20 protein-coding genes and 1 pseudogene are annotated in these 24,697 nt (G+C 72.1%); 6 read left to right on the top strand and 15 right to left on the bottom strand.

The window, feature by feature from the left end; genetic code table 11:
* Positions 1-62: 62 nt before the first annotated feature.
* Together ACIBVP_RS40390 and ACIBVP_RS40385 are read left to right on the top strand one after the other, a co-directional pair.
* On the top strand, positions 63-1,142 hold the full coding sequence (locus ACIBVP_RS40390) for a glutamate--cysteine ligase (RefSeq protein WP_396111829.1): 1,080 nt from the start codon (positions 63-65) through the stop codon (positions 1,140-1,142).
* A 50-nt stretch (positions 1,143-1,192) separates the two neighbouring features.
* Entirely contained in the window at positions 1,193-2,269 is a 1,077-nt protein-coding gene (locus tag ACIBVP_RS40385) for an MFS transporter (RefSeq protein ID WP_396111828.1), read from the top strand.
* Here the strand turns inward: ACIBVP_RS40385 and ACIBVP_RS40380 are convergent.
* The 8 genes from ACIBVP_RS40380 to ACIBVP_RS40345 form a co-directional block, all read right to left on the bottom strand.
* Positions 2,257-4,389 carry a hypothetical protein gene (locus tag ACIBVP_RS40380; RefSeq protein WP_396111827.1) on the bottom strand — a complete coding sequence of 711 codons (2,133 nt, stop codon included), beginning with the start codon at positions 4,387-4,389 and terminating at the stop codon, positions 2,257-2,259. The genes ACIBVP_RS40385 and ACIBVP_RS40380 overlap by 13 nt on opposite strands.
* A 17-nt stretch (positions 4,390-4,406) precedes the next feature.
* Positions 4,407-5,363: an alpha/beta fold hydrolase gene (locus ACIBVP_RS40375; RefSeq protein ID WP_396111826.1), complete on the bottom strand. Its 957-nt coding sequence runs from the start codon at positions 5,361-5,363 to the stop codon at positions 4,407-4,409.
* 146 nt (positions 5,364-5,509) lie between these two features.
* Positions 5,510-5,905, bottom strand: coding sequence for a VOC family protein (locus ACIBVP_RS40370; RefSeq protein ID WP_396111825.1), 396 nt, complete (start codon positions 5,903-5,905; stop codon positions 5,510-5,512).
* 39 nt (positions 5,906-5,944) lie between these two features.
* Positions 5,945-7,099 (bottom strand): VWA domain-containing protein, encoded by a 1,155-nt coding sequence (locus ACIBVP_RS40365; RefSeq protein WP_396111824.1) that lies wholly within the window; start codon positions 7,097-7,099, stop codon positions 5,945-5,947.
* A 73-nt stretch (positions 7,100-7,172) separates the two neighbouring features.
* Positions 7,173-9,374, bottom strand: a complete 2,202-nt coding sequence (locus ACIBVP_RS40360; RefSeq protein ID WP_396111823.1) for a DUF5682 family protein — start codon at positions 9,372-9,374, stop codon at positions 7,173-7,175.
* Positions 9,374-10,453 carry an AAA family ATPase gene (locus ACIBVP_RS40355; RefSeq protein ID WP_396111822.1) on the bottom strand — a complete coding sequence of 360 codons (1,080 nt, stop codon included), beginning with the start codon at positions 10,451-10,453 and terminating at the stop codon, positions 9,374-9,376. Before ACIBVP_RS40355 ends, ACIBVP_RS40360 begins: the two co-directional genes overlap by 1 nt.
* A complete protein-coding gene (locus ACIBVP_RS40350) occupies positions 10,450-11,850 on the bottom strand; it encodes a DUF5691 domain-containing protein (RefSeq protein ID WP_396111821.1) in 1,401 nt (466 codons plus the stop codon). Before ACIBVP_RS40350 ends, ACIBVP_RS40355 begins: the two co-directional genes overlap by 4 nt.
* Positions 11,847-13,169: an SWIM zinc finger family protein gene (locus tag ACIBVP_RS40345; RefSeq protein WP_396111820.1), complete on the bottom strand. Its 1,323-nt coding sequence runs from the start codon at positions 13,167-13,169 to the stop codon at positions 11,847-11,849. The genes ACIBVP_RS40350 and ACIBVP_RS40345 overlap by 4 nt, the downstream gene beginning before the upstream one ends.
* A gap of 89 nt (positions 13,170-13,258) precedes the next feature.
* Between ACIBVP_RS40345 and ACIBVP_RS40340 the strand changes: the two genes are divergently transcribed.
* Entirely contained in the window at positions 13,259-13,636 is a 378-nt protein-coding gene (locus ACIBVP_RS40340; protein ID WP_396111819.1) for a VOC family protein, read from the top strand.
* Positions 13,637-13,640: 4 nt separating this feature from the next.
* Here the strand turns inward: ACIBVP_RS40340 and ACIBVP_RS40335 are convergent, their stop codons facing one another.
* Positions 13,641-14,678 carry an aldo/keto reductase gene (locus ACIBVP_RS40335; RefSeq protein WP_396111818.1) on the bottom strand — a complete coding sequence of 346 codons (1,038 nt, stop codon included), beginning with the start codon at positions 14,676-14,678 and terminating at the stop codon, positions 13,641-13,643.
* 67 nt (positions 14,679-14,745) lie between these two features.
* On the opposite strand from ACIBVP_RS40335, the gene ACIBVP_RS40330 reads away from it, so the two are divergent.
* The gene (locus ACIBVP_RS40330; RefSeq protein ID WP_396111817.1) at positions 14,746-15,363 is read left to right on the top strand and encodes a TetR/AcrR family transcriptional regulator C-terminal ligand-binding domain-containing protein; all 618 of its coding nucleotides are present in this window, start codon (positions 14,746-14,748) and stop codon (positions 15,361-15,363) included.
* On the opposite strand, the gene ACIBVP_RS40325 is transcribed toward ACIBVP_RS40330, so the two are convergent.
* The 4 genes from ACIBVP_RS40325 to ACIBVP_RS40310 form a co-directional block, all read right to left on the bottom strand.
* On the bottom strand, positions 15,296-16,504 hold the full coding sequence (locus ACIBVP_RS40325; protein WP_396111816.1) for a hypothetical protein: 1,209 nt from the start codon (positions 16,502-16,504) through the stop codon (positions 15,296-15,298). The genes ACIBVP_RS40330 and ACIBVP_RS40325 overlap by 68 nt on opposite strands.
* Positions 16,501-17,592: a TOMM precursor leader peptide-binding protein gene (locus tag ACIBVP_RS40320; protein WP_396111815.1), complete on the bottom strand. Its 1,092-nt coding sequence runs from the start codon at positions 17,590-17,592 to the stop codon at positions 16,501-16,503. Before ACIBVP_RS40320 ends, ACIBVP_RS40325 begins: the two co-directional genes overlap by 4 nt.
* Before the next feature lie 219 nt (positions 17,593-17,811).
* Entirely contained in the window at positions 17,812-18,255 is a 444-nt protein-coding gene (locus ACIBVP_RS40315; protein WP_396111813.1) for a hypothetical protein, read from the bottom strand.
* 80 nt (positions 18,256-18,335) lie between these two features.
* Positions 18,336-18,908, bottom strand: coding sequence for a snapalysin family zinc-dependent metalloprotease (locus ACIBVP_RS40310; RefSeq protein WP_396111812.1), 573 nt, complete (start codon positions 18,906-18,908; stop codon positions 18,336-18,338).
* Positions 18,909-19,159: 251 nt separating this feature from the next.
* Here ACIBVP_RS40310 and ACIBVP_RS40305 point away from each other — a divergent pair, with 251 nt between their 5' ends.
* Complete coding sequence (locus tag ACIBVP_RS40305; RefSeq protein ID WP_396111811.1) at positions 19,160-19,561, top strand: EF-hand domain-containing protein; 402 nt, start codon at positions 19,160-19,162, stop codon at positions 19,559-19,561.
* A gap of 73 nt (positions 19,562-19,634) precedes the next feature.
* Here ACIBVP_RS40305 and ACIBVP_RS40300 read toward each other — a convergent pair whose 3' ends face one another.
* Entirely contained in the window at positions 19,635-23,030 is a 3,396-nt protein-coding gene (locus ACIBVP_RS40300) for a phosphodiester glycosidase family protein (protein WP_396111810.1), read from the bottom strand.
* Between the two features lie 217 nt (positions 23,031-23,247).
* Here ACIBVP_RS40300 and ACIBVP_RS40295 point away from each other — a divergent pair, with 217 nt between their 5' ends.
* Positions 23,248-23,919 carry a GntR family transcriptional regulator gene (locus tag ACIBVP_RS40295; RefSeq protein ID WP_396111809.1) on the top strand — a complete coding sequence of 224 codons (672 nt, stop codon included), beginning with the start codon at positions 23,248-23,250 and terminating at the stop codon, positions 23,917-23,919.
* On the opposite strand, the pseudogene ACIBVP_RS40290 reads toward ACIBVP_RS40295, so the two are convergent.
* A pseudogene (locus ACIBVP_RS40290) lies at positions 23,864-24,694 on the bottom strand (biotin-dependent carboxyltransferase family protein); the annotation flags it as partial. The gene ACIBVP_RS40295 and the pseudogene ACIBVP_RS40290 overlap by 56 nt on opposite strands.
* Positions 24,695-24,697: the final 3 nt, after the last annotated feature.

The following is a 24,697-nucleotide window of genomic DNA, read 5'->3' as shown; positions in this document are numbered from 1 at the left end:
GTCCGCTTCGGCGGGCCCGCCCTCCGCGTTTGCCGGACCGGACGGTCGGGTATGTACCGGCCGTGACAGCCGAACAGCTCACCATGGGGGTCGAGGAGGAGTTTCTGCTGGTCCGCGCGGACGGCAGGCTTTCGCGATTCGGCCCGGAGGTCGTGGACGCGGCCGAGGAAACGGAAGGCGAGCTGGAACCGGAGCTGAAACGCTGCCAGGTCGAGGCCGTCTCCAGTGTGTGCCGCTCCCCGGACGAGGTGCTCGGGCAGCTGACGAGCCTGCGTGGCGAGCTGGCGGACACGGCGGCGAAACGGGGGCTGCGGCTCCTGCCAAGCGGGTGTCCCGTGCTGCCGGAGACCGGGGAGCAGGAGATCACGCCGAAGCCGCGCTACCTGCGGATGGCGCAGTGGTTCGGTGCGACGGCCCGGTCGCTGGCCACGTGCGGCTGCCACGTCCACGTCGGCATCTCCGACCGGGAGACCGGTGTCGCGGTCAGCAACCGGGTGCGGCCGTGGCTGCCGGTGCTGCTCGCGCTCACCGTCAACTCGCCGTTCAACGGGGGCGACAGCGGCTACGCGAGTTGGCGCTACCAGGAGTGGTCGCGGTGGCCGTCGGCGGGCCCGCCGCCCGCGTTCGCCGGGCTCGACGAGTACGAGTCCACCGTGGACGCCATGCTCCGCGCGGGCGCGCTGATGGACCGGGCGACGATCTACTGGGACGTCCGGCTCTCCGAGCACCAGCCGACGATCGAGTTCCGGGTCGCCGACGTCGCGGCGGTGCCCGAGGACGCGACGCTGCTCGCCACCCTGGTCCGCGGTCTGGTCGCCCGCGCGCTCGACGCGGCGGGCCCGCCGCCGCAGCTGCCGCAGGCGGTGCTGCGCGCGAACCTCTGGCGTGCCTCGCGGGAAGGGTTGACCGGCGCCACGCTGCACCCCGTCACCGGCGAGCTGGGTCCCACCCAGGCGCATGTTGACGACCTGGTCGAGTACCTGCGGCCGGTGCTGGGCGGCGACCTCGAGTTCGTCAAGGCCGGCGTCGCGCGGCTGCGTGAACACGGCACGGGCGCGCGGCGGCAGCGTGCGGCGTTCGCGCGCAGGGACGAGCTGGTCGACGTCGTCGACGCATTGGTGGTCACACCAGGGTCCGCCTGATCACCTGGCCACGTATCGTCGCTCACGGCGCATACGTGAGGGGAGCCCGGGTGGTCGTTCGGTGTGCGGTCCTGTTCGGCCTGCTCGGGTTGTTCCAGGCCACCCTCGGACCGCTGATCCCGTTGCTGCGCGACCGCGAGGACCTCGCGCCCGCCACCGCGGGACTGCTCGTCACCGGTTTCTTCAGCGGCTCGCTGGTCAGCACCGCCGTGGGTGGCGCGCTGAACGAGCGGTGGGCGCGGGGACCGCTCTACGTCGTGTCCGCCGTGCTGGTCGTCGCCGGGCTCGGGGCGCTCGCGCTGCCCGCCGGGTGGCCGGTGCCGCTGCTGGCGGTGTCCGTCGCGGGGCTCGGGTTCGGCGGGCTCGTGCTCCTGGTCAACACGGTGATGGCGGCCAAGGGCATCACGCACGTCAACCTCGTCAACGGCATCTACGGTCTCGGCGCGGCGGCGGGTCCCGCGCTGATCGGCCTGACGCACGGCGGGCTGCTGTTCGCCGTGCTCGCGGTCGGCGTGCTCGTCTCGCTGCCGCTGACCGTGCCCGCCGCCGAGCCGGTGATCGACAGGGAACGCCTGCGCCCGAACGCGCTGCTGTTCCTGTTCTGCGCGTTCCTGTTCTGCTACGCGGGCATCGAGACCGGGCTGTCCAGCTGGGAGGCGACGCACCTGCGCGCACACGGCTACGGCGCGGACACCGCCGCCGCGCTGACGTCGCTGTTCTGGCTCGGGCTCGCGGGCGGCCGCCTGCTCGCGCCCGCCGTCACCAGGGACTGGGCACCGCCGCGAATCATCACCGCCGCGCTGCTGGCCTGCGGTGCCGCCCTGTCGGTGATCGCGTTCGGGATCAGCGCACCGGTCGGGTTCCTGCTGCTCGGCGCGTTCGCGGGCCCGATCTTCCCGGCCACGCTCGCGTGGATCGCCCGCACGCTGCCGAACCCGCGGCGGGTCAACGCGGCCGTGCTGACCGTGGCGATGCTCGGCAACGCGACCGTGCCCACCGCGATCGGGTACGGGCTGCAGGCCACGTCACCGCTCGCGCTGCCGCTGTTCGTCCTGGCGCCGCTGGCCGGGTGCCTCGGGCTGGCCGCCGCGATGCGGGTGCGGGCCCGGCAGCGTCAGGACGTGTAGGCGACGTCGTCGACCAGCCAGTCGTCGCCGGTGGTCGCGGTGCCGCTCGAACCGATCTCGATGCCGCTGATGGTGGTCGCGGCCTGCGATTTCGGCTTGGTGGCGACGAGTGTGCCGTCCAGGAGGATCCGCACCTGGCTCATCGTGGCTTCGAGCCGGACGGTGTGCCACGTGTTCACGTTGACGGCCGTCGAGTTCAGCGGCGTGCCCCACGGCGGGTTCTGGCTGTAGTTCGCCCAGTGCAGCTTGCCCTCGGCGCTCAGCCAGAAGCCGTACGGGGTGGCCGCCGTGGTGCCGTTCTTGCCCTTCAACGAGAACAGCAGGCCCTTGTTCGTCGTCCCGTAGGCGCGGAAGCGGAACTCGGCGGTCACCGCGGAGGCGTCGGCGTGTACCCACCTCGCCCGCCCGATCTGCGTCGTCGTGTCGTCCTTGATGCGCAGGAAACGCGAGGAGATCCGGTCCGCCGACGGCACCGACGTCTGGTTCACCACGGTCGCGAGCGTGCTGGTGGTGAGCCAGCCGTTGCCGCGCGGCGGTTGACCGGGGTAGTCGTGCTCGAAGCTCACCGCCGCCGTGTACAGCTCGATCTCGTGCAGGAACGCGGCGGTGGCGTCCGTGACCGGGTTCGGGTCGCTGATCCGGACGTACCGCGCGGTGACCGGTGCGGTGAACGGGCGCACGACGCCGTCGCGGGCGCCGCGTGCCGGGGTGGCCCACGTGGTCCCGTCGACCGACGTCTCGATCCGCGCGTCGGTGGCGCCCTGCAGCCAGACGTGCAGGCCCAGGCCCGTGATCGGCACGGCGCGCGGCAGCCGCAGCGTCACCGACCGGTTCCCGGTCACCAGGCTCGAATCCGCTCGCGGGTCACCGTCGAACGCGTACGCGGCGAGCGACTGCCGGCAGCTGTCCGTGGCGCCGTAGCAGGACAACGGGGAGTTCAGCACCGCCAGCTCGCCGCGCTGGAACATGGTCGTCAGGTCGGCCTTGCCCCACTGGGCGGTGTCGACCTCCACCGACGACTTCCACAGCGCGGGCACACCGTCGACCTGGTAGCCGCGGACGGCGGTGTCGGCGGGGCAGCCCCAGCCCGGCGCGCAGTTGTCGCCGGTCACCAGCACCCGGTTGCCGGCGAGCGGCGCGACGCCGACCGTCCCACTGGAACCGAGGTGCCGCAACGGTCGTGCCGTGCCGTCTTCGGCCGTGTACCAGCCGTCCACGGACGCACCGCTCGTCGGGTGGTTCTGGTAGACGGTCGTGGGCGACGTCCACCTCGTGCCCCTGCCGTCGAAGGAGAAGCGCAGCACGTTGTCCGGCCTGCCGGAGGCCAGCACGAGCGCGCCGTTGCCGAGCTGCGTCACCGACGGCGCGTTGCCGGTGTCCGCGGCCACGCGCACCGGCGCGGCCCACCCCGTGCCGGTCTGCGTCGGCGCCGTCACCGTGTACAGGGCGACGTTCGCGGGCACCTCGCCGCGCAGGTTCTCGTCCCTGCCCAGCGCGGCGATCAGCCCGCCGTCGGCCGTCGGCGACAGGCTCGCCGCCGACCAGCCCGAGCCGGTGGCCAGCGGGGCCAGCTCGGTCCACGTCACGCCGCCGTCGGTGCTCCGCACCAGCGCCGGATACGGTCCGAGAACCGGTGCCAGCACCGTCTTCCCGTCGCCGAGCAGCACCACGCCCCGGCCGAACCGCGCCGACGTGACCGGCTGGGAGAACGTGACGGTCGCGGTGCCCGCGTCGGCCCAGCCGGTCGCGGTCAGGGTCCTGCGCGGGAAGCTGACACAGGTGTCGCCGCACGCCGTGCCGTCGCCGCCGACCGCGACCACGTCACCCGCCGCGTTCGCCTGCCGGAACACCGCGTCCGCGCCCGCGCCGAGCGACGACCACGTCGCACCGCCGTCGCCCGACTGCCGTGTCCCGTCGACGGCGGACAGCACGTGACGGGGCGTCCGTCTGCCGTCCGCCGAGGTCACGCTCACGTCGTACAGGGCGGGCGCACCCGTCTGCGCGGTGAGGAACCGTTGCCCGCCGGGCACGTGGGCGTGGTCGACACCCGGTTCGGCGCTCGCCTGCACGGCGGACATGGCGAGGACCGCGAGCGCGGCCACGGTCACGGGTCGTTTCATCCGGCGGCTCCTCTGTGTCAGAGCGTCGACAGAAGAGCGTAGATCGCGTCGTCCGTGCCGGGAAGACGGTGGTGCCCGAAGTCCGGGTACAGGCGGTAGGACTTCTCGCATTCGAGCTTGTTGTAGACCGCGAACTGGGTCGACGGCGGGCACGTGCGGTCGGACAGGGACATGGTCATGACGGTCTTCGCGCGGACGCGAGGCGCCAGGTTCCGCACGTCCACGTACCCCATCCGCCGGAAGACCTCGTCGGCGTTGCGGTGCGTGGGGTCGCGCCTGCGGAAGTACTCGCCGATCTCGTCGTACGGCGCCACCTCCAGGTCCAGCTCCCAGGCCCGGCGGTAGTCGGACAGGAACGGGTGCACCGGCGCCGCCAGCTTGATCCGCGGCTCGAGCGCCGCGCACGCGAGCGTGAGCCCGCCGCCCTGGCTGCCGCCCATCGCACCGAGGCGTTCCGGGTCGACACCGTCCAGCTCGGACACGATCCGCGCCAGCCGCACGGTGTCGAGGAACAGGTGCCGGAACAGCAGGTTGTCGGGTCGGTCGTCGACGCCCCGCATCAGGTAGGTCGCCATGGACCAGCCGGCGACGGGGGTCTCCTGGCTCGACAGACCGCCCTGGCCGCGCACGTCAAGGGCCGCGACCGTGTGACCCAGCGCGACGTACGGGAGCTTCTCGAACCAGTCGCCGGAGTCGCCGTAGTAGCCGTGGAACTGGAGCACCGCGGGGCCCGCCGGGGTGCGCGGCTGGAGGAGCTTGGCGTGGACGCGTGCGCCGCCCGTGCCGGTGAACCACAGGTGCGAGCAGCGGGCGTACGGGGTCTGGAACTCGGCCGGGGTGATCTCCACGTTCGCGGGGGTGTCGGCCAGTTCGGCCAGGGCCCGTGCCCAGAACTCGTCGAAGTCGTCCGGTCGGGGGGAGCTGCCCTGGTAGGTGAGCAACTCGTCGAACGGCATGTCGAAGTTCGAGGGCACGTCGGCGCTCCTTCACGGCTGGCGGTGGTCCCGTGGCCGACTGTAGGTCGCGTCGGTGATCTTGTGAATGATCTGTCCGGGAACTTGTCCGGTCCAAGCTGGACAGTGCCTTGTGGTGGGTGGTGTCCTCGCCGGACGGGCAGGTCTCAGGGCGTGAGGGGGGCGAACAGGTCCACCGTGTTGTCGTCCGGGTCCAGGACGCAGGCATACCGTTGGCCCCAGAACGCGTCCCACGGGTCCTTGTGGCTTCGGTAGCCAGCCGCGATCAGGTCCGCGTGCACCTTGTCGACCTCCGCCGGGCTGTCGCACAGGAAGGCCATGCCCACCGCGTTGCCGCCCTGCGGCTTGGTCCACTCCGGCATGAACGAGCGGACCGTGGCCACCGTGTCCCAGCCGAAGCGCAGGCCGTTCGGGAGTGTGGCCTCGACGTGTGGTTCGTTCTCGCTGCCCGCCGGTATGTCCAGGCCCAGGCGGCGGTAGAACGTCAGCGACGCCGCCATGTCCTCGACCACCAGGCCGATCATGTCCAGTTTCGGTGTCATGGCCTCACGGTAACGGCACCGTCTTGAACGAATCGGACGTCACTCGTCGGCCGTCGCGGCCACCGGGATGTCGTTCGACGCCGCCCATGTCGCGATGTCCTGGTGCTGGATCGCCGCCGCCATCAGGTCCGGGAACTTGTCGGGGGTGCACGCGAACGCCGGGATGCCCATCGCGGCGAGTGCCGCCGCGTTGTCGTGGTCGTACGCGGGGGCGCCGTCGTCGCTCAGTGCCAGCAGGCACACCATCTGGACGCCGTCCGCGGCCAGTGCCTGCGCCCGCTGCAGCATCTCCTCCTCGTTGCCGCCCTCGTACAGGTCGCTGATCAGCACCAGCACCGTGTCACGGGGGGACTCGACGCGGCTCTGGCAGTACGCCAGCGCCGCGTTGATGTCCGTGCCACCACCGAGTTGCACGCCGAACAGCAGCTCGACCGGGTCGGACAGCTGCTCGGTCAGGTCCGCCACCGCCGTGTCGAACGCGATGATCTGCGTCCGCAGCGAGCGGATCGACGCCAGCACCGCGCCGAACACGCTCGCGTACACGACGGAACTGGCCATCGAGCCGCTCTGGTCCAGGCACAACACGATCTGCTTGCTCACGTTCGGCAGTCTGCGGCCGTAACCGACCAGCCGCTCCGGCACCACGGTTCGTTGCTCGGGCTGGTAGTGCTTGAGGTTCGCCAGGATCGTGCGGTTCCAGTCGATGTCCGACTGCCTCGGCCGGTGCGTGCGGTTCGCCCGGTGCAACGCGCCGCTCACCGCCTGCCTCGTCGGTTGCGCCAGCCGCTTCTCCAGGTCGTCGACGACCTTGCGGACCACCGCCCTCGCCGTGTCCCTCGACCGTTCCGGGATGGCTCTGTTGAGCGACAACAGCGTGCCGACCAGGTGTACGTCCGGCTGCACCGACTCGAGGAGCTCCGGTTCCAGCAGCAGTTCCCGCAGGCCAAGGCGGTCCATGGCGTCGCGCTGCATGACCTGCACGACCGAGCTGGGGAAGTAGCCGCGGATGTCGCCCAGCCACCGCGCCACCCTCGGCGACGACGTGCCCAGGCCGCCCCGGCGGTCATCCTGCTTGTCGTACAACGCTTCCAGCGTCGCGTCCCGTTTGGCGTCCACACCGGACAACGACGTACCGGTGCCGTCCGCGTCGTCGCCGCCGAGGATCATCCGCCAGCGACGCAACCTTTCACTCACGACCGCTCCTCGCGGGCTCCGAGCGGCCGCTCGCGGTCGCCCTGCGTCTGATGGTTCGCTCCGCAAGCTCCGCTCACCGCAGCAGCTCCAGGATCCTCGGGACAACCAGCGCGGCGCGGTCGTGGTCCAGTGAACCGTCGTCGGCGCGTACGCCCGACGCGCCCTCGCCGCGGTCGATGCGGCGCACCCGCAGGCCGATGTCGCGGCGTTCCGTCGCGGTGAACTCGGCGAACGTCCTGCGCAGCAACGGGAGCAGGTGGTCGAACAGCTCCCCGTCCACGCCGGTCGCCCACTCGTCGACGATCTCCAGCAGCTCCGGCTCGTGCACCAGCAGCGCCGCCTCGCCGGACAGGAAACCCTCCAGCCAGCCCGCCGCCTGCGTCGCGTCCGACGCCGGTGACAGCTGCCGCGACAACCGGGCACCCGCGTCCGCCACGTCGATCAGGCCCGCGTCCAGCAGCAGCCGCACCGCCCGGCCCGCGATCAGGCCCGGCACGCTCTGCCGGTTCGCGACCGACCGCAGCGCGCTGTACCAGACGTCCCGCAGTTCCCGCTGGTCCAGCAGACCGATGCCGCGCTGCACGCCGTCGAGCAGCTCCCGCACCCCGGCCGCGGCCTCGTCGTCCAGCGCCGTGCACGCGGCGGGCAGGCCGACCGCGATGCGCGTGACGATGCCGTTCAGCACCCGCTGCACCACCTCGGTGTCGGCGCGGCGCACGTTGCCGTACCGGCGTACCCGCGCCATCGGCTCGACCGCCGCCATCAGCCGGGTCGTGTCGTGTTGCCGCGCGGCGCGTTCGTCGAGTGCGGCGAGCACGCCGCCCAACGCGTCGGGCAGGTCGGCGGTCATCGTGGTCTCGACGAGCACCGACAGCTCGGCGATGTCGGCGGTCGCGGTCCTGGCCGCCACCACGGCCGTGGCCGCGGACTCGATGGTCGTGCCGTAGCCGCTCGCCTCGATCAGCGCGACCTCCAGCTCGGGCGTCCACTCCAGCACCCACGACTCGCGGAACGTGCCCTTGCCGCGGGACGTGTCCAGCTGCTCACCCCACCGCACGTCGAGCAGTTGCAGCCGGTGCAGCAGCTTGCTGCGGGCCAGGTTCATCTCGGTGCGCAGGTCCAGGTCGAGCTGTTGTTCCGCCGCGCTCTGCTTGAGGCGCAAGCGTTTGCGGGTCGCGGCGAGGTCCATCGCGAGCGGCACCATCGGGGTCTCGCGGGGGACGCGGCCGAGGATGTCGCCGACGAGGAGCTTGCGTGCCACCAGCCGCATGGGGACGTCCGAGCCGCCGCACAGCACCGCCTGGCACGCCTCCAGCACCTCCGGCAGCCCCGGGTGGGGGCGGTTGCGGAGCGCGGACAGGGTGTGCGCGAGGCGCACGGCCTCGATGACGGCCGCCGACGACACGTCGTGCTGTTCGCGGCGCAGCAGGTGCGCGACCCGCACCAGCCAGCGGGTGACGACCTCGTCCGGTGCGGTGAACAGGTGGTGGTACCAGCCCGGCGACTCGATGCCCGCGCCGTAGCCGCTCATCCGGGCGAGCCGTGTCGACGTCCACGGCACCCACGTCGCGGCGACCTTGGTGGTGCGCAGTCCTTTGAGGAGCTGGCTGTCGGCGGCCTGTGTCGGGAACGCGGAGGGCACCAGGACCGGCGCGTGCCACGCCCCGCACACGACCGCGATCCGTTCCGCCTCACTGCGCAGCGCCACCCGCAGCACCCGGCGCATGGCGGCTTCGCGACGACGGGTGCGCACGTCGGGGACGTGCCCTTCGCGCAGCGTGCGCATGGCGTCGAGGACCGCGTGGAAGACGTCGAGCCCGTGGTACCGCAGCTCGACCGCGTCCTCCCACCACCGTTCGGCGTCGTCGAAACCGGCCGCGGTGGCGAGCGTCTTGATCGGGTCCATCGGCGGTTCCGCGTCCGGGTCCTCCTCGTCCTCCAGGACCAGCGCCGCGTTCGCGGGCAGGTCGAGGAAGCGGACCTCGCGGTCGTGCTCCAGTGCCCACCGCAGCGCCACCCACTCCGGGGAGAACACCGCCATCGGGTAGAACGACGCGGTCGCCGGCGCGTCCACCGCGTACACCAGCCCGGCGACCGGTGGCTTCATGCCCGCCGCGGCGGCGAGCGGTGCGACCGCGTCCAGCTCGGGCGGGCCCTCGATCAGCACGATCTCCGGGTCCAGTTCGGCGAGCACGGTCGCCACGGCACGGGCCGAACCCGGTCCGTGGTGCCGGATCCCCAGTACGTGGACCCGCTCGTCGTTGCCGCTCGGCATCACACCAGCTCGCGGCATGCCCGGTAGAGGTCGTTCCACGGCTTGCGCTCCCGCACCACCGCCTCGAGGTACTCCTGCCAGATGATCCGGTCCTGCACCGGGTCCTTCACGACCGCGCCGTGCAGCCCGGCGGCCACGTCGCCGGCACGGACCACGCCGTCGCCGAAGTGCGCGGCGAGCGCGATCCCGTTCGTGATCACGGAGATCGCCTCCGCCGTCGACAGCGTGCCGGACGGCGACTTGACCTTCGTGCGGCCGTCGTCGGTGACCCCGTCGCGCAGCTCCCGGAACACCTGCACCACGCGGCGGATCTCGTCGATGTTCTCCAGGTCCGCGGGCAGCTTCAGCGACTCGCCGAGCTGCGCGACCCGCAGCCGCACGATCTCCACCTCGGCCTCGGCGTCGTCGGGCAGCGGCAGGATCACCACGTTGAAACGGCGCTTGAGCGCGGCGGACAGGTCGTTGACGCCGCGGTCCCGGTCGTTGGCGGTGGCGATGATGTTGAAGCCCGCGCGGGCCTGCACCTCGCTGTCCAGCTCCGGGATCGGCAGTGTCTTCTCGGACAGGACCGTGATCAACGCGTCCTGCACGTCCGACGGGATGCGGGTCAGCTCCTCGATCCGTGCGATGCCACCGGTTTCCATGGCACGCAGCACCGGGCTCGCCACGAGCGCCTGTGGTGACGGGCCCTCCGCGAGCAGACGCGCGTAGTTCCAGCCGTACCGGATGGACTCCTCCGCCGTGCCGGACGTGCCCTGCACGAGCTGGGTCGAGTCGCCGGAGATGGCGGCGGCGAGGTGCTCGGACAGCCACGTCTTCGCCGTGCCGGGCACGCCGAGCAGCAGCAGTGCGCGGTCGGTGGCGAGGGTGGCGATCGCGACCTCGATCAGTCGCCGGGAGCCCAGGTACTTCGGTGAGATCGGGGTGCCGTCTGGTGACTCGCCGCCCAGGACGTACGTGGCGACGGCCCACGGCGACAGCTTCCAGTTCGGCGGGCGGGGCCGGTCGTCGGACTTCGCCAACGCGGCCAACTCGTCGGCGTGCTGCTGTTCGGCGTGTGCCCGGAGCACCTCGGTCATCGAAACTCCTGGTCGATCGTGGCTCGGATGGTCATCGCGTGGGCCAGGCCGCGCAGCACGCGGCGGGCGGGTTTGCGTTCGGCGTCGAGCGTGAGCAGCCAGGCCTCGACGGCGGCGAGCGCGGCGGGGTTCAGGTGCTCGGCGAGTGCGGCGGCGGCGAGCTGCAGGACGTTCTCGGCCTTCTGCGCACGCAGCCGGTTGATCAGGTTCGTCGAGAACTCGGCGGGCCACGGCCCGCGCGCGGCCGCGAGAAGTCCACCGAACCGGGCGTCGAGCTTCTTCTGGCCCGCGAGGATGTCGGTGGCGACCTCGGGGACGAGCGTGCCGATCAGCTCGGGGCTCGGCTGGTGGCGGGCGAGCGCGGCCAGCCACTCCTGGTTCCGTTGGCGCAGCGCGGCTTTCGTCCAGCCGGTGAGGACTTCCTGGTCCACGTCCGGGATCAGGTCGGGGTCCCATGTGGACAGCGGGGTGGCGGCGAGGATCTGGATGAGCCAGGACGCGGCGCGGCCGTAGCCGGGTTCGCGGTGGTCGGTGACGCCGTCGCGGCGGGCGGCCGTGTCGGGTTCGTCGGGCAGTTCGACGCGGCCCGCGCGGATCAGCCGGGTGGCGCGCTCGGCCATGCGGGCGGCGCGGGCGGAGCCTGGCAGCCGGTCGAGAAGGGCGGCCGCCGCGGCACGCACGGACGCGGCGCGGTCGTCGAGTGCCCGCTCCAGCAACGGTTCGTCGGCGCCGGAGAGTCCGATGTGGAGGGTGTCGAGCAGCCCGGCGCGGGTGGCGGCCTGCTCGTCGTCCCAGGTGTCCTCGACGAGGGTGCGCGCGAAGTCCGGTTCGGTGGCGCGCAGGTCGGCCAGCAGCGCGAGCCGGTCGGCGCGGGCGGCGGTGGCGAACCGGTCGACCACGTCCTCCGGCGGGACCGACGCCGCCCAGCGCCACGACGTGTTGTGCCGGGCGAGCCAGGCACCCCTCGGCCCGAGCACCGCGCGGACGAGCGGCCGGTGTGCGGCGTTGGCGGCGCCGAACCGCAGCAGGTCGACGACCATCGGGTAGGGCGGCCGCTGCCCGGCGGTGCGGGCGGCGGCGAGCCAGTGGACGACGAGGAGGTCGGTGCCGCCCTCGATCCGGATCGTGCGGCTGAGCAACAGTTCCAGGAGTTGCGTCGCCGCCGCGGTGCACTCGGGTCGGTCGTCCGGCTCGGCGGGCGTGGCGGGGGTGCCACGCCAGACCGGCGGGGTGAAGCCCGCGCGCCGGTAGCCCGACGCGAGCGCGGCGGCGGCGAGGAGTTGCGCTTCCGCGCCGTCGGCCTGGATGTTCTCGGCGCCGGGGATGTCGAGCCGGTCGAACCCACGCCGTGCAGTGCCGACGAGCGCGGTGCTGAGCAGTTCTTCCCACGTACTCACAGGCTCACCAACCGCTGGTCGATCTCCGCGCTCAGCGGGCGGAAGCGCTCGTCGATCCACTCGCCGAACACCGGGACCGGGTGGCCGCCGGAGAGGGCGAGGAGCTGCCAGACGTCGGTGTCGGGGGTCAGCGTGAGCGCCGCGCCGTTCCGGTCTACGAGCAGCGGGGTGTCACCGGGCACGACGGTCATCCCGGCCAGGGCCATGGGGATGCGGCTCAGCCACGGGTTGCCCGCCAGCCAGGCCGCGGCACGGTCGAGCGCGCTCCGGACGTCGGTCGCGGCAGGCAACCCGGTGCCCTGCGTGACCTTGTGCTCGTCCCCGGCGAACAGCGCGCGACGCGGCGGCGCGCCCGGGTACAGCGCCACCTCACCGTCCACAACGGACCCCAGTACGTGCGCGACGTTCAGCGCGGCACCTGCCACCGCGAAGTCGAGCAGCACCACCACGTCCCCGGTCCGTTCGCCGTACAGCCAGGTGCGCTGCGACAGCAGCCGCTCGTCCTCCTCCTGGCTCAGCCCGACGACCCACCACCGGTCGGTGAGCCGCTCACCGCCGCGGACCTCCTCGGTGCGGCGGGACCAGCCGAGGAACGCACGCAGGTCGCCCATGGCGGCGGGGTCGAGGTCGCCGCGGCGCCGCCACGCGCGGACCGCCAGGTACCAGCGGCCCAGCTCGCCGAGCAGGTGCGGCGCCCAGTCGTGGCGGGCGTGGACGGCGCTGCCCATGGCACGGACCCGCTCACCGAGGCCGGGGACCTGCGCGTCGACGAGCCGGGCGCCCGCGGTGTCCCAGAAGCCCGGCGGCTGCCGCCGGACGCTCGCGAGGCCCTGCCGGACGATGTCGTGCAGCCAGCGTTCGAAGTCGTCGACGCCCGCGGACATCAACGACTCGCGGTCGGCTTGGCGCTTGGCCTGCGCCTCCGGGTCGGGGGCCTTGGTCGTGGCGCTCCTGGTGGCCCGGGCGGCACGTTCGGCGGCCCAGTCGGCGGCGAAGGGTTCCGCCGTCTCGAGGTCGGCCACCACGCCGTCGTTCGCCGCCCACAACAGCAGGAGCGCGAGCCCGTGCTTGCAGGGGAACTTGCGGGACGGGCACGTGCAGCGGAACGCCGGCTCGTTCAGGTCGACGGTGACCTGGTAGGGGCTGCGGGCGCTGCCCTGGCACTTGCCCCACACGAGCGAGGAGTTGCTGCCCAGGTCGGACCACGTGCGCGGGTTGGCGAGGCCGCGGGCCGCCTTGGCGGAGCCGGTGTCGGGCGCGAGCGCGAGCACCCGCTCAACCGTCCACCGCGATCCCAAGTCGGCCGTCCTCTCCGTCACCGCACGCCAGGGTAGTCGGGTGCACCGACAGCCGGCGTGTGGCCGCGACCCGGTGGCGTCCCGCGTGGAAGTCGGGGAGGCTCGCGCCCATGGTTTCGATCTTGCAGAACGTGGCGATCGACTGCGCGGACGCCTACGAGCTGGCGCGGTTCTGGAGCGAGGTGACCGGCAGGCCGGTGGACCCGGACGCCAAGCCGGGCGACCGGGAGACGGTGGTGATGCTCGCGGAGGGCCCGGTCCTGTACTTCAACCAGGTGCCGGAGCCCAAGACCGTCAAGAACCGGCTCCACCTGTGTCTGCGGCCGGAGACCACGCGTGACCAGGAGGTGGAGCGGCTGCTGGGGCTCGGTGCCACCTTCGTCGCCGATCACCGGAATCCCGACGGCACCGGGTGGGCGGTGCTCGCCGATCCCGAAGGCAACGAGTTCTGCGTCCTCCGCAGCGAGTCGGACCGAGCCGGTTCCTGAGCCGTCAGGGCTGGGCGACCACACTCGGGTTGAGGCGGGCGAAGCCTTCCTGGCGCTGGTACGGGAAGTACGGGTACGGCGCCGTCGTCGCGCTCGCCTCGTCCAGCCGGGCCACCTGCTCGCGCGTCAGCTCCCAGCCGACCGCGCCAAGGTTCTGCCGCAGCTGCGTCTCGTCTCGTGCCCCGACCAGCACGGTCGACACGGAAGGCCTGCGCAGCAACCAGTTCAGCGCGACCTGCGGCACGGCACGACCGGTCTCCGCCGCCACCTCCTCCAGTGCGTCCACCACCCGGTACAGGTACTCGTCGTCGACCGGCGGACCGAACGCGGCGGTGCGGTGCAGGCGGCTCCCTGCCGGTAGTGGCGTGCCACGGCGGACGCGGCCCGTCAGCCTGCCCCAGCCCAGCGGGCTCCACACGACCGCGCCGACACCCTGGTCCAGCGCGAGCGGCAGCAGCTCCCACTCGTAGTCACGGCCCACCAGCGAGTAGTACACCTGGTGCGCGACATAGCGGGGCAGCCCGTGCCGGTCGGCCGCGGCGAGCGACTTCATCAGCTGCCAGCCGGAGAAGTTCGACACCCCCACGTACCGCACCTTCCCGGCGCGCACCAGGTCGTCCAGGGTGGACAGCACCTCCTCGACCGGGGTGCCCGCGTCGAAGGCGTGCAGCTGGAACAGGTCGATGTGGTCGGTGCCCAGCCTGCGCAGTGCCGCGTCGGCCGCCGTCAGCAGCCGCGAACGGGACGAGCCACCGTCGTCGCCCGGCATCGGCAGGCTCGTCTTCGTCGAGATCAACGCCCGGTCGCGCCTGCCTTTCAGCGCCGCGCCCAGCACCTCCTCCGACGCGCCGTCGGAGTAGACGTCGGCCGTGTCGAACAGCGTGACGCCCGCGTCGAGGCAGATGTCCACCAGCCGCCGCGCGTCCGCGACGTCCGTGGTGCCCCAGTTGCCGAACAGCTCGCCTCGGCCGCCGAACGTGCCGGCGCCGAATGACAGCGCGGGGACCTTCAGGCCGGACGCACCCAGCCGCCTGTACTCCATGATCACTCCTTAAGGGAACCGTAGTTCCTTTAAGGTAGCACTAACGGAACTGCGGTACCATTAGGGCATGGAACGACCAGGTGGGCGGACTGCGCGGGTACGTGCGGCGGTGCTGCGGGCGGCCGGGGACGTGCTGGCCGAACAGGGGTTCGCGCACCTCGACCTCGCCGACCTGGCGCGGCGCGCGGACGTCGGCAAGACGACCGTCTACCGGCGCTGGGGCACGGTCACGGCCGTGGTGACCGACCTGCTCGGCCAGATGGCGGTCGAGTCGGTGCCGCGCACGGAGACCGGCACGCTGCTCGGCGACCTGCGCGCCAACGCCCGGCTCGTGCTGACCACGCTGACCGACCCGCGTCAGGGCCCGCTGTTCAAGGCCGTCATCGCCGCCGCGACCTGCGACGACGCCACGGCCACCGCGCTGGGCGAGTTCTACGCGACCCGCATCGCGGAGTGGGCGCCGTGCGTCACGCAGGCGATCGCCAGGGGCGAGGTGCCCGACGGCACGGACGCCGAGGACGTCGTCCGTGCCGTGTCGGCGCCGCTGTACTACCGGCTCCTGACCGGCACGGGCGACCTCGACGAGACCGTCGCCGACCGGGCGGCGGAGGCCGCGGTCACGGCCGCGCGGGCCGGGGTGTTCGCCGCCACCGGAACCAGTGCCGGTGCACCCGGAAGAACGTGACCAGGAAGACCACCTGCAGGCCACCCTCGACGAGGATCACCAGCGCGCTGTCCAGTGCGCGGACCGGCCCGTCGTCCAGTCCGGCGAACGCGCCCGCGATGCCCTGGACCAGGATCGGCAGGCCGAACAACGCGAACGACGACAACGCGACAGTGCAGCCGACCGCCATCGCCACGGCGTAGAGCCGGACACAGCGACGTTCCCGGGCCGGCAGGTCGGCGAGCGGGTCGGGGCCGCGGCGCCTGCGCCACAGGTACCGCACGTACGCGAGCCCGTCCTGGTACAGGTTCCTGGCGCGCAGCCACTCCATGAGCACGTAGTAGAGGTCGTTCCGGATGTACACCTGGAGCTGGACGATCATGCTCATCAGCACCGCCAGCGCCAGCGCGCCGAGCAGCCCGTTCGCGAGGGCGGGAAGCCCGGCGTACGCCCTCAGCAGCGTGCACAGGCAGACCATGAACCCGTCCCACCGCAGTCCCGCCAGGTAGACCCGGTAGCGGTGTTTCCGTGCCACCGCCCACACCGCGGTCACGTCCGTCTGGACGACCAGGTAGTGCAGCCGGGTGGAGAACCCGATGCGCGCCGGCGCCCCGTACGACCGCGCCGCCGCCAGGTGCATCAGCTCGTGAATGCTCAGGTTCGCCGAGAACATGGCGGTGCCGACGAGCACGGCGAGCCCGACGTAGGGCGTCCAGTAGAAGTCGCTCGCAGTCGGGACCAGCCCCGGGTCGCGCCACAGCGTGACCAGCGCCGCGGCGACCACCGCGAACCACACGACGGTGGCCGTGCGGCCGAACAGCCACCGCACGTGCTCGGCCCGCAGCCACGGCAGGTGCGAGCCGGGCCGCTCGTCGGCCGGGTCCGGCAGCGCCTCGCCGTCGACGGCCGCCACGAACCCCAGGTCCACCAGCGCTTCCGCGAGTTCCGCCACGTCCAGCTCGACGTCCTGCTCGCGCGCGATCCGCGTCTCCACCTCGGCGACCGGCAGGCCGTCGCCCAGCAACCGGACCGCGTCCGCACCAACCCTCGGCAGCTCCACGAACTCGCCGAGCACGGCCCGGCCCAGGACCACGTCGTCGGAGTCGTCGCCGTCCCGGAACGCCAGGTCGTGCAGCCGCAGGACGGTGTCCCGCTCGATCACGGTGTGCCGCAGCGCGGACAGCCGGGGTAGCGCGGCACGTCGATGAAGTACTGGTGGTCCCAGCGGGCGAAGTTCCAGTGCAGCACCCGGCCCCTGACCTGGGTGGGCAGGCCGCCCAGGTGGTAGGTGACCTCCAGCGCGCACAGGTGTCCGCTCACGCTCGCCGTGCCGGCGACCACCGCGTTCTGCCTGGTCTCGGGGAACAGCTTGCGGCCGTCCCGGACGTGCTCCTGCTCGTCGTGCTGACGGCGCAGGCACGCCCAGCACCCGGTCTCGCCCGGCACGAACCCGCCGACGACGGACATCGGGCCGGTGTAGAGCGCCATGAACCACGGCGTGCCTGTGCGGTGCGCCGCCTTGTCGACCCACAACGTGATGTCGGGCCGTGGCTCGTCCGCGCACAGCACGAACGCGTCCCGGCCGTCCATCAGCGCGGCGACGTCGTCGGCCGAGCCCACCCGCAGATCCTCGCCGGTGACGTCGACCAGCGAGTTCATCGCGCGCAGCCGGTCGACGGCCCGCTTCACCTTCGGCGCGCCGACGTCCTGCTCGGTGTACAGCAGCTGCCGGGCCAGGTTCGGCTCCTCGACGACGTCGAAGTCGACGCAGTGCACCCGCCCGACCCCGCTCGCCACCAGGCCGGACGCGACCGCGCTGCCGGTGCCGCCGAGACCGAGCACCGTGACCGAGGCGGCCTTCAGCCGGGACTGCACCGTGTACGGCGACTCCCTCGGCACGTCGTCGATCCAGGCGAAGAAGTGCCGGGGCGAGGTGTAGCGGACGGCTTCCCGTTCGGTGAGGTTCGCGGGCAGCGGCGCGGCCGCGTCCTCCACGTACCCCGCGTCGACGAGGTCGTCGACCGCCTCCCGCACGCTGTCCGGGTCGATGTCCGGGTGCGTCGTGGCCAGGTCCGCGACGATGTCGTCGACCTCGCGGGTGCCGTCCATCAGGGTGAGCAGCCGCGCGACGGTGCCCGCGTCGTCGTCCTCGATCTCCGCGGCCACCCCGTACTGCTTCAACCCGATCGTGATCCGGCCGCCGGGCAGGCTGATGGGGGCGTGGACGTTCTTCACACGTGGTCGGCGCATGGGTGATCCCTCGGCTGGTGGTGACGACGGGGGAACCGCGCCGGCCAGGACGACCGGCGCGGTCAGCCCCGATCAGCCGAAGCTGTCCCGCTCACCGGTCGTCTCGATCTTCTCCAGCTTGCGGATCTTGACCTTGACCTTGGCCATGGTTCCTCCCTCTGTCGAGAGTCCCCGTTGTGGGGCTCAGGAGGGAGCAAACAGTGGGCCGCTAACAGATCGCTAACAGAGCGAGCGGCGCCAGATGAGGGCCTCCGCCGGGGTGGCGGCCATGTCGTCGTACTCGACCTCGTCGTCCTGCTCCGCCAGGCGGTAGGGGAGCACCACGGTGATCGCCATGCTGTCGGCGTGCTCGAGGTGGACCATGATCGCGTCGGTCTTGCCGCTGGTCACGTCGCTGACCAGGGCCGCGGCGCGCAGGTCGTTCACTTCCTCGGACATGCCCTGGACCAGGCTCGTCAGCACCTCGGACGGGTTCGGGTTCTCGGCCTCGCCCGGGTCGGCCGCGAACACCTGCTCCTCGCCCTCGCGGGTGATGGCCGCGCCGTACGGGTAGAACTCGCCGTGCCGCCGCAGCATCTCGTCCGCGAACGGCAGGACCGTGTTGAGCAGGCGGTCCAGGTCGGACTGCACGTGCTCGGAGGTGGTGTCACGCCAGGTCGTCACGCCTCCAGTGTCCTCCTCCGTGAACCGGGGGCGGTGACCTGGTCACCGCCCCCGGGGAGCCGTTCGACGCGCCTGCTGGGTCAGAACGCGCCGGCCGGAACCTTCTCCTCGATCTTGCGCATCTCACCGCGGGCCCGCTTGCCGTTCGCCCACAGCCGCTCCACCTGGGCGGCCTCGGTGCCGTTCGGGTAGGCGTTCGTGCACGAGGTGCCGGGGCCGCCGCCGGACATCAGCTCCGAGCAGGGCCCCGAGTAGTGGTCGGGCAGGCCGAGCACGTGGCCGGTCTCGTGCGCGGTCACACGGACCTGGTAGTACTGCCCCATCTGCGTGTAGTCGAGGAAGATGTAGCCGTTGCCGTGGCCGTCGGTGTACGCGTACGAGCCGGACGGGTCGTTGCCCTCGTAGAAGTCCAGCGTCGCGGCCGAGGAGTTCTCGACCAGCTTCACGTTGGACACGGACGCGTTCCAGTTGGCCGCGCCCGCGCGGATCTGTGACGCGTACGTCGGGGCGCCCGACACGTCGTAGTAGACGGTCGCCGCGGCGGGCTTCACGTCCTGTGCGGTGACGGGGGCGGCGGTGGCCTGGGTCGCGGTCAGCGGCGCGACGACGAGCGCGGCACCGACGGCAACGGAAAGGAAGGTCTTCCTGATCATGAAAGCACCTCGCCAGTGAGCGTTCTCAGCAGGGGTCTGCCAAGAACGCTAGAAAGCGCATTCATGATCGCTGTACCGACTTTCGTAGGGATCGCGACCTGGGAAATTGCCAGGAAGTTCACCTGTTGACACGGTTCACCCCGGCTGGTGGGATCGAACACCCGAATGCCGCGAAACGCAGACGGAAAGTGTGCTGTCGTCACTCGCTCGGTGAATTGTCCGCGGTGTCCCGGGAGGGTCATGGTTTTCCCATGGCCAGTGAATTGCAGCGGCGCAAGACCGCGGTGGTGTTCGGGGCGATGGACGTGGACACCGACGGCCGCATAACCATCGACGAGGTGCTGGGCGTCGTCGACGACCTGGCCGCCGACATCGCACCGGTCGCCGCCACCGCGACCGCGATGTTCGAGGCGATCGACGCGAACGGCGACGGGCGGATCTCCGCCGCCGAGTACCGGCAGCTGATCGAGACGTGGACCGGGCGGCCGACCGACACGGACGAGGTGTTCGCACTGCTCGACGGCGACGGCGACGGGTACCTGACGGTCGGCGAGTTCGTCGTGCTGTGGACGGAGTTCTGGGCGGGCGACAACCCGACCGCGCCCGGCACGTGGGTGTTCGGCCGCTTCGAGCTGCCCCTGCAGTCGGTCTGACCCGTCCGCACACCGAAGGACCCCTTCGGCACGCGCGCGGCGTGCCGAAGGGGTCCTCCGGTGCGTTCGGACGTCAGCGGTCGCCCGCTGCCGCCGCGGTCTCCGTGGCCAGCTCCAGCGTGTGCCGCGTCGTGACGCCGTTGACGGTCACCGCGATCGTGATCGTCGACCGTCGCAACGCGGTCAGCTCACCGGTCGCCGGGTCGAAGTTCGCCGTGTGGTACGGCTTCGCGTCCCGCTCCCGTCCGATGTGGACGTTCGGCGACGCGGACCACCGCGCGGACACGGGGTAGGCGACCGGGACCGTCCGGTTCGCCTGCGCGACGCTCGCGGTCACCACCGCCGACGTGCCGACCGGCAGTGTGCCCGGCGCCGCCACCGACAGCGTGTCGACGTGCGGGCGGACCTCGGCGGCGAGCCACTCACCGGGCTCGCCCCGGTCGTCCACACCCCACATCGACCAGCCCGTGAACCCGCCTTCCGACGGCAGCGTCGACGGGTTCTTGCCGGAGTTGCCGTTGATGAAGTACGGCACGCCGTCGACGCGGCTCGCGTGGAACGTGCCGACGTGGGCGCCGATGAACGCGGTGCCCTTGCCGGTCCGGTCCTGGAACCCCGACAGCCACGCCTCGATGGTCGCGGCCTCCTTGCGGTCGGACAGCTCGCTCGCGCGGGCCGGGGTCGGGTCGCGCGGCGGCACGTGCTGGACGAGCACCACCGACTTCACGCCGCGGTCCTTCGCGGCCTTGTCCAGCTCGGTGCGCAGGCGGCCGAGCTGCGTCCAGTCGGACACGCGCAGGTTGATGCCGGACGTGTCCATGGTGATGAACCGCGTGCCCTTGTGGTCGAACACCTGCTGCGTGTCGCCGAACACCGCGCGGAAGTTGTCGAGGCTGCCGCCGCCGCGTTCGTGGTTGCCAGGCACGTACCGGTAGGGGAGCGTGCCACCGAGTTCCTCGTCGAGGATCCTCTTGGCCAGCGCGAAGTCCGCCGCCGACGCCTCGTCGACCAGGTCACCGTTGATGATCAGGAAGTCCGGCTGCGCGGCCCTGATCTCCCGCAGCGTGCGGCGCGCGTTGCGGACGATGTCGCTGTCCGGGTCGCGGGCCACGAACTGCGCGTCGGACATCACGGCGAACCGCCAGTCACCGCCCGCGGTCTCGTGGATCAGCGGGTCCTCGACGACCGGCTGCGGCGGCACGTCCAGCGTCGGCGGCACGAGCGCGGTCAGCCCGTCGATCACCAGGTCACCCTGGTAGCCGCGGGCCGCGCTGGTCTCGGCCGCGTAGAACCGCCGCAGCGTCAACGGGTACGTCGTGCCGGCGGGCACCTGGAACTCGATCTGCCGCCAGCCGTTGAAGGTGAGGTACCCCGCGCGGAACGCGGGCAGCAGCGTGCCGTTGCCGTCCCACACCTGCATGCTCGCCCACTCGCCCTTGCCGGTCGAGTTCACCCACAGCCGCAGCGCCTTGGGCTGCCCGGGGATCACCAGACCGGACGGTGCCACGGCGCCGCCGGTGCGGGTGCTGGTGCTCTGGGTGAAGTCGTAGGTGAGGCGCAGGCCCTGGCCGTCGTGGCCGGGCGCGGGTGCGACGGCGCCGGTGGCGCGCTCGCCGAAGAACCGCCAGCCCGCGGTGTCGGTGAAGTCGGCGACGGACACCTCGGTGAGGCCGACGGTGACCGGCAGGACCGACTTCTTGCCCCGCACGTCGATCGTGACGAGGCCGGAACCGGTGGGCTGCTTGGCCTTGACGGTGTACTGGCCGTCCGCGTTCGGCGCGATGTCGAGCAGGTTCCGGTCGTAGTCGAGGGTGACGTCCCTCGGCTCGACGGGCGCGCTGGTGCCGTCGGCGTCGTAGCCGAGGACGCCGAACGTGGCCGTCTCGGCCGGGTCCGACAGCGCGATCTGCTCCTCGGTCGGCGCGGTGCGCGCGACGGGCCCGATGACCGTGAGCGTCGTCTCGCCGCGTGCGGCCCGGTCCTGGGCGACCACTCGTGCCGGTCCCGGCTTGCGACTGGTGAACACGCCGTCCCGGACGGAACCGTTGTCGGTGCGCCAGCGCGGGTCGCCCTCGGCGGGGCCGTAGGTCTCGTCGTAGCCCGCGGCGGTCAGCGTGCGGGTGAGGCCGGACAGGACCCGCTCGGGGTGGCTCGGTGCGACGGTGCTGGCGCCGGACGCGCGGGTCGGGTCGAGCGCGGTCTCGACCCAGAACGCCGTGAGGCGGCCGGAACCCTTCGGAGCGAACAGGCCGAGCCCGTTGGGCACGTTGCGTTCCGCGCCGTCGGACGGCCGGTTCTCCAGCTGGGCGGTGTCGCTGCCGGGCTCACGGGCGACGATCGTGGTGGAGCCGCCGCCGTCGAGGTTGACCGCGCTCCACGCGCCCAACTCGACCATCATGTTCGCCAGCTCGTCGAGCCCCAGCCCCTCGGAGAAGGCGGCCTGGCGGCCGTCGGCGGACAGGAGGAACATCTTCCTGCCGTCCTTGGAGAAGCCGAGCGCGGTGCGCGGCGCGGCCGGGGTGTTGTTGCCCTGGCTGGCCTTCTGCGCGACCCCGTCGACGACGAGCAGCTGACGGCCGTTGATGGCGGCGTGGATCTTCTGGTCGTCGGCGGTGCGGGCCTGGTAGTCGATGGTGACCCGGTCGCCGGGCTCCAGCGCCTTCAGCGCGGCGGCCCCGGCGTCACGGCCGACGAGGATCATCGCGTCGGCGGGGATCGCGCCCTCGCCCGCGGCGTCCCGGACGGCGACGACGGTGTTGTCCCTGACCTCGACCTCGGCGACCGCGGTGGCGCCCTGGGTGGCGCGGCAGCGGCAGTAGGTGCCCCAGATCGGGGTGAAGGCCTCGATGCCGTTCGCCTGCAGGGTCGGCTTGTTGACGCCGTCGAGGTTCAGGTTCCCGTCGGGCGTGGTGATGGTGCCCTGGAAGAAGACCTCACCGATGTCGCCGATGCCGTCCTCGGTGAAGATCGCCGACGACCGCCGCCAGGTGGGCGACGAGTCCGGCGACTGGATCAGCTCGCCGTCCTTGATGCCGACACCCAGCGCCGCGTTGGAGTTGTTGATGTCGAAGAAGTCCCCGTTGACGGCGGCGACCGCGCCGGACTCGTTGGCGATGGTGGAGAGCGGCGCGCCCTTGGCGACCTGCCCGGGGAAGAGGTAGTCGACGCCTGTGCCCTTGGTGAGGTCGACGGTGAGGCTGTCGCCCTGCAGCCAGGTCGGGGTGCCGGTGTAGGCGTCGGGGCCGTAGCGGTCGAACGAACGGAGGGTGACCCCGGGGGCGACGGGGCGGGTCCGGGAGGCGGTCTCGATCCGTTCGGCGGGGACGGCGCGCGCCTGGCGCGCGGAGGTGAGGAAGTCGTCGCCGGGATGGGCGGCGGCGTCGCTGGTGGCGGAGTCGGCGGTGGCGGGTACCGCGAGCGCCACCACCGAAACCGCGGCGGCGGCAAGGGAGAGGAGTCTTCTCGACACGGACCGAGTGTGCCGCCGAGGTCGAAGATTTACCAGACCTGAAGGTGACCGGAAAGAAAATTCCGGATGGCCGGGGCTGGGGCGCGTGGGGTCGACCGGGTACGCAGCGTGCTCGGCGCGGCGTTGGTGCGCCCCGGTTCGCGGTCGGGGCCGGGGGATTGTAGGGCGATCGGATACACTCGCGGACAGTGCTGGTCAGGGACTTCGGGAGCGTGTCGTGGATGTCGAGCTGGACACCGATCGTCGGTTGATCGATCGGCCCAGCACCGTGGAGCTGCTCGCCGCCGCTCTGCGTGAGCGGATCATCAAGGGCGTCTACCAGCCCGGCGAGCGGCTCGTCGAGGATGCGATCGTCAAGTCCTTCAAGGTGTCCCGCAACTCGCTGCGGGAGGCGTTCCGCCTGCTCACCCACGAACGGCTCCTCGCTCACGAGCTGAACCGCGGGGTCTTCGTCCGCAAGCTGTCCGTCGCCGACGTGACCGACGTGTACCGGGTCCGGAAGCTGGTCGAGTGCACCGCCGTGCGGGGGCTGCGGGGGCGGCCACCGCAGGTGGACGACATGGTCGCGGCCGTGCGGGCGGGGGACGCCGCCATGAAGGAACAGGACTGGCGCGCTCTCGGCACCGCCAACATGCTGTTCCACCAGGCCGTCGCCGCGCTCGCCGACAGTCCCCGCGTCGACGAGCTGATGCGCAACACCCTCGCCGAGCTCCGGCTCGTCTTCCACGCCATGTCCGACCCGCGCCGCTTCCACGAGCCGTACCTCGAACGCAACAAGGAGATCCTCGCGGCCATCGAGGCCGGGGACGGGGCCCGTGCGGAACGGCTGCTCCTCAAGTACCTCGAGGACTCCGAGCACCAGATCGTCGAGGCGTACCGCAGCGCCTGAACCGCACCACCTGACCCGGGCGCGCCTGCGCCAGCACCGGCAGGTCCGCCGCGAGCACGACCCCGATCACGGGGTAACCGCCCGTCACCGGGTGATCGGCCAGGAACACGATCGGTTTGCCACCCGAGGGAACCTGGACCGACCCGGTCACCATGCCCTCGCTCGGCAGCTCACCGTCCCGCGACCGCGCCAGCGCCGGGCCGTCCAGGCGCACGCCGACCCGGTTGCTGTCCGCCGTCACCGTGTACGGCGCCGTGCACAGCGTGGTCAGCGCGTCGGACGTGAACCAGTCGTCACGCGGGCCCGGCACGAGCCGGACCACCAGCTCGTCGGCCGACGGCGCCGGGACCGGGGCCACGTCCACCGCGGGCGGCGGCCCGCCGTACGCGTCACCGACCGGGAGCACCGTTCCCGTGTCCAGCGGTGGCGGGCCCAGGCCGGACAGCACGTCCGTCGACCGCGACCCCAGCGTCGGTTCGACCGCGAAGCCGCCCCGCACCGCCACGTACGTCCGCAGTCCCACCGCCGCCGGGCCGACGACGAGCCGCTGACCGGCATGGACGTAGAACGGCGCGTTCATGCCCTCGCCGCGGCCGTCGCACGACACCTCGCACAGCGCGCCCGTTACCGTCACCCGCGCGGGCCGCCGGAACGCCAACGTCGCGCCGAACGACAGCTCCAGCACCGCCGCCTCCGGGACGTTGCCCACGAGCCGGTTCGCCAGCGCCGCCGACGCCGCGTCCGCCGCGCCCGACGTGCCGACGCCCAGCGAGGCGTA

The sequence above is a fragment of the Actinophytocola sp. NPDC049390 genome (genome assembly GCF_044466355.1).
Classification (GTDB): Bacteria; Actinomycetota; Actinomycetes; order Mycobacteriales; family Pseudonocardiaceae; genus Actinophytocola.
This window is presented reverse-complemented; position numbering and strand designations above follow the sequence as displayed.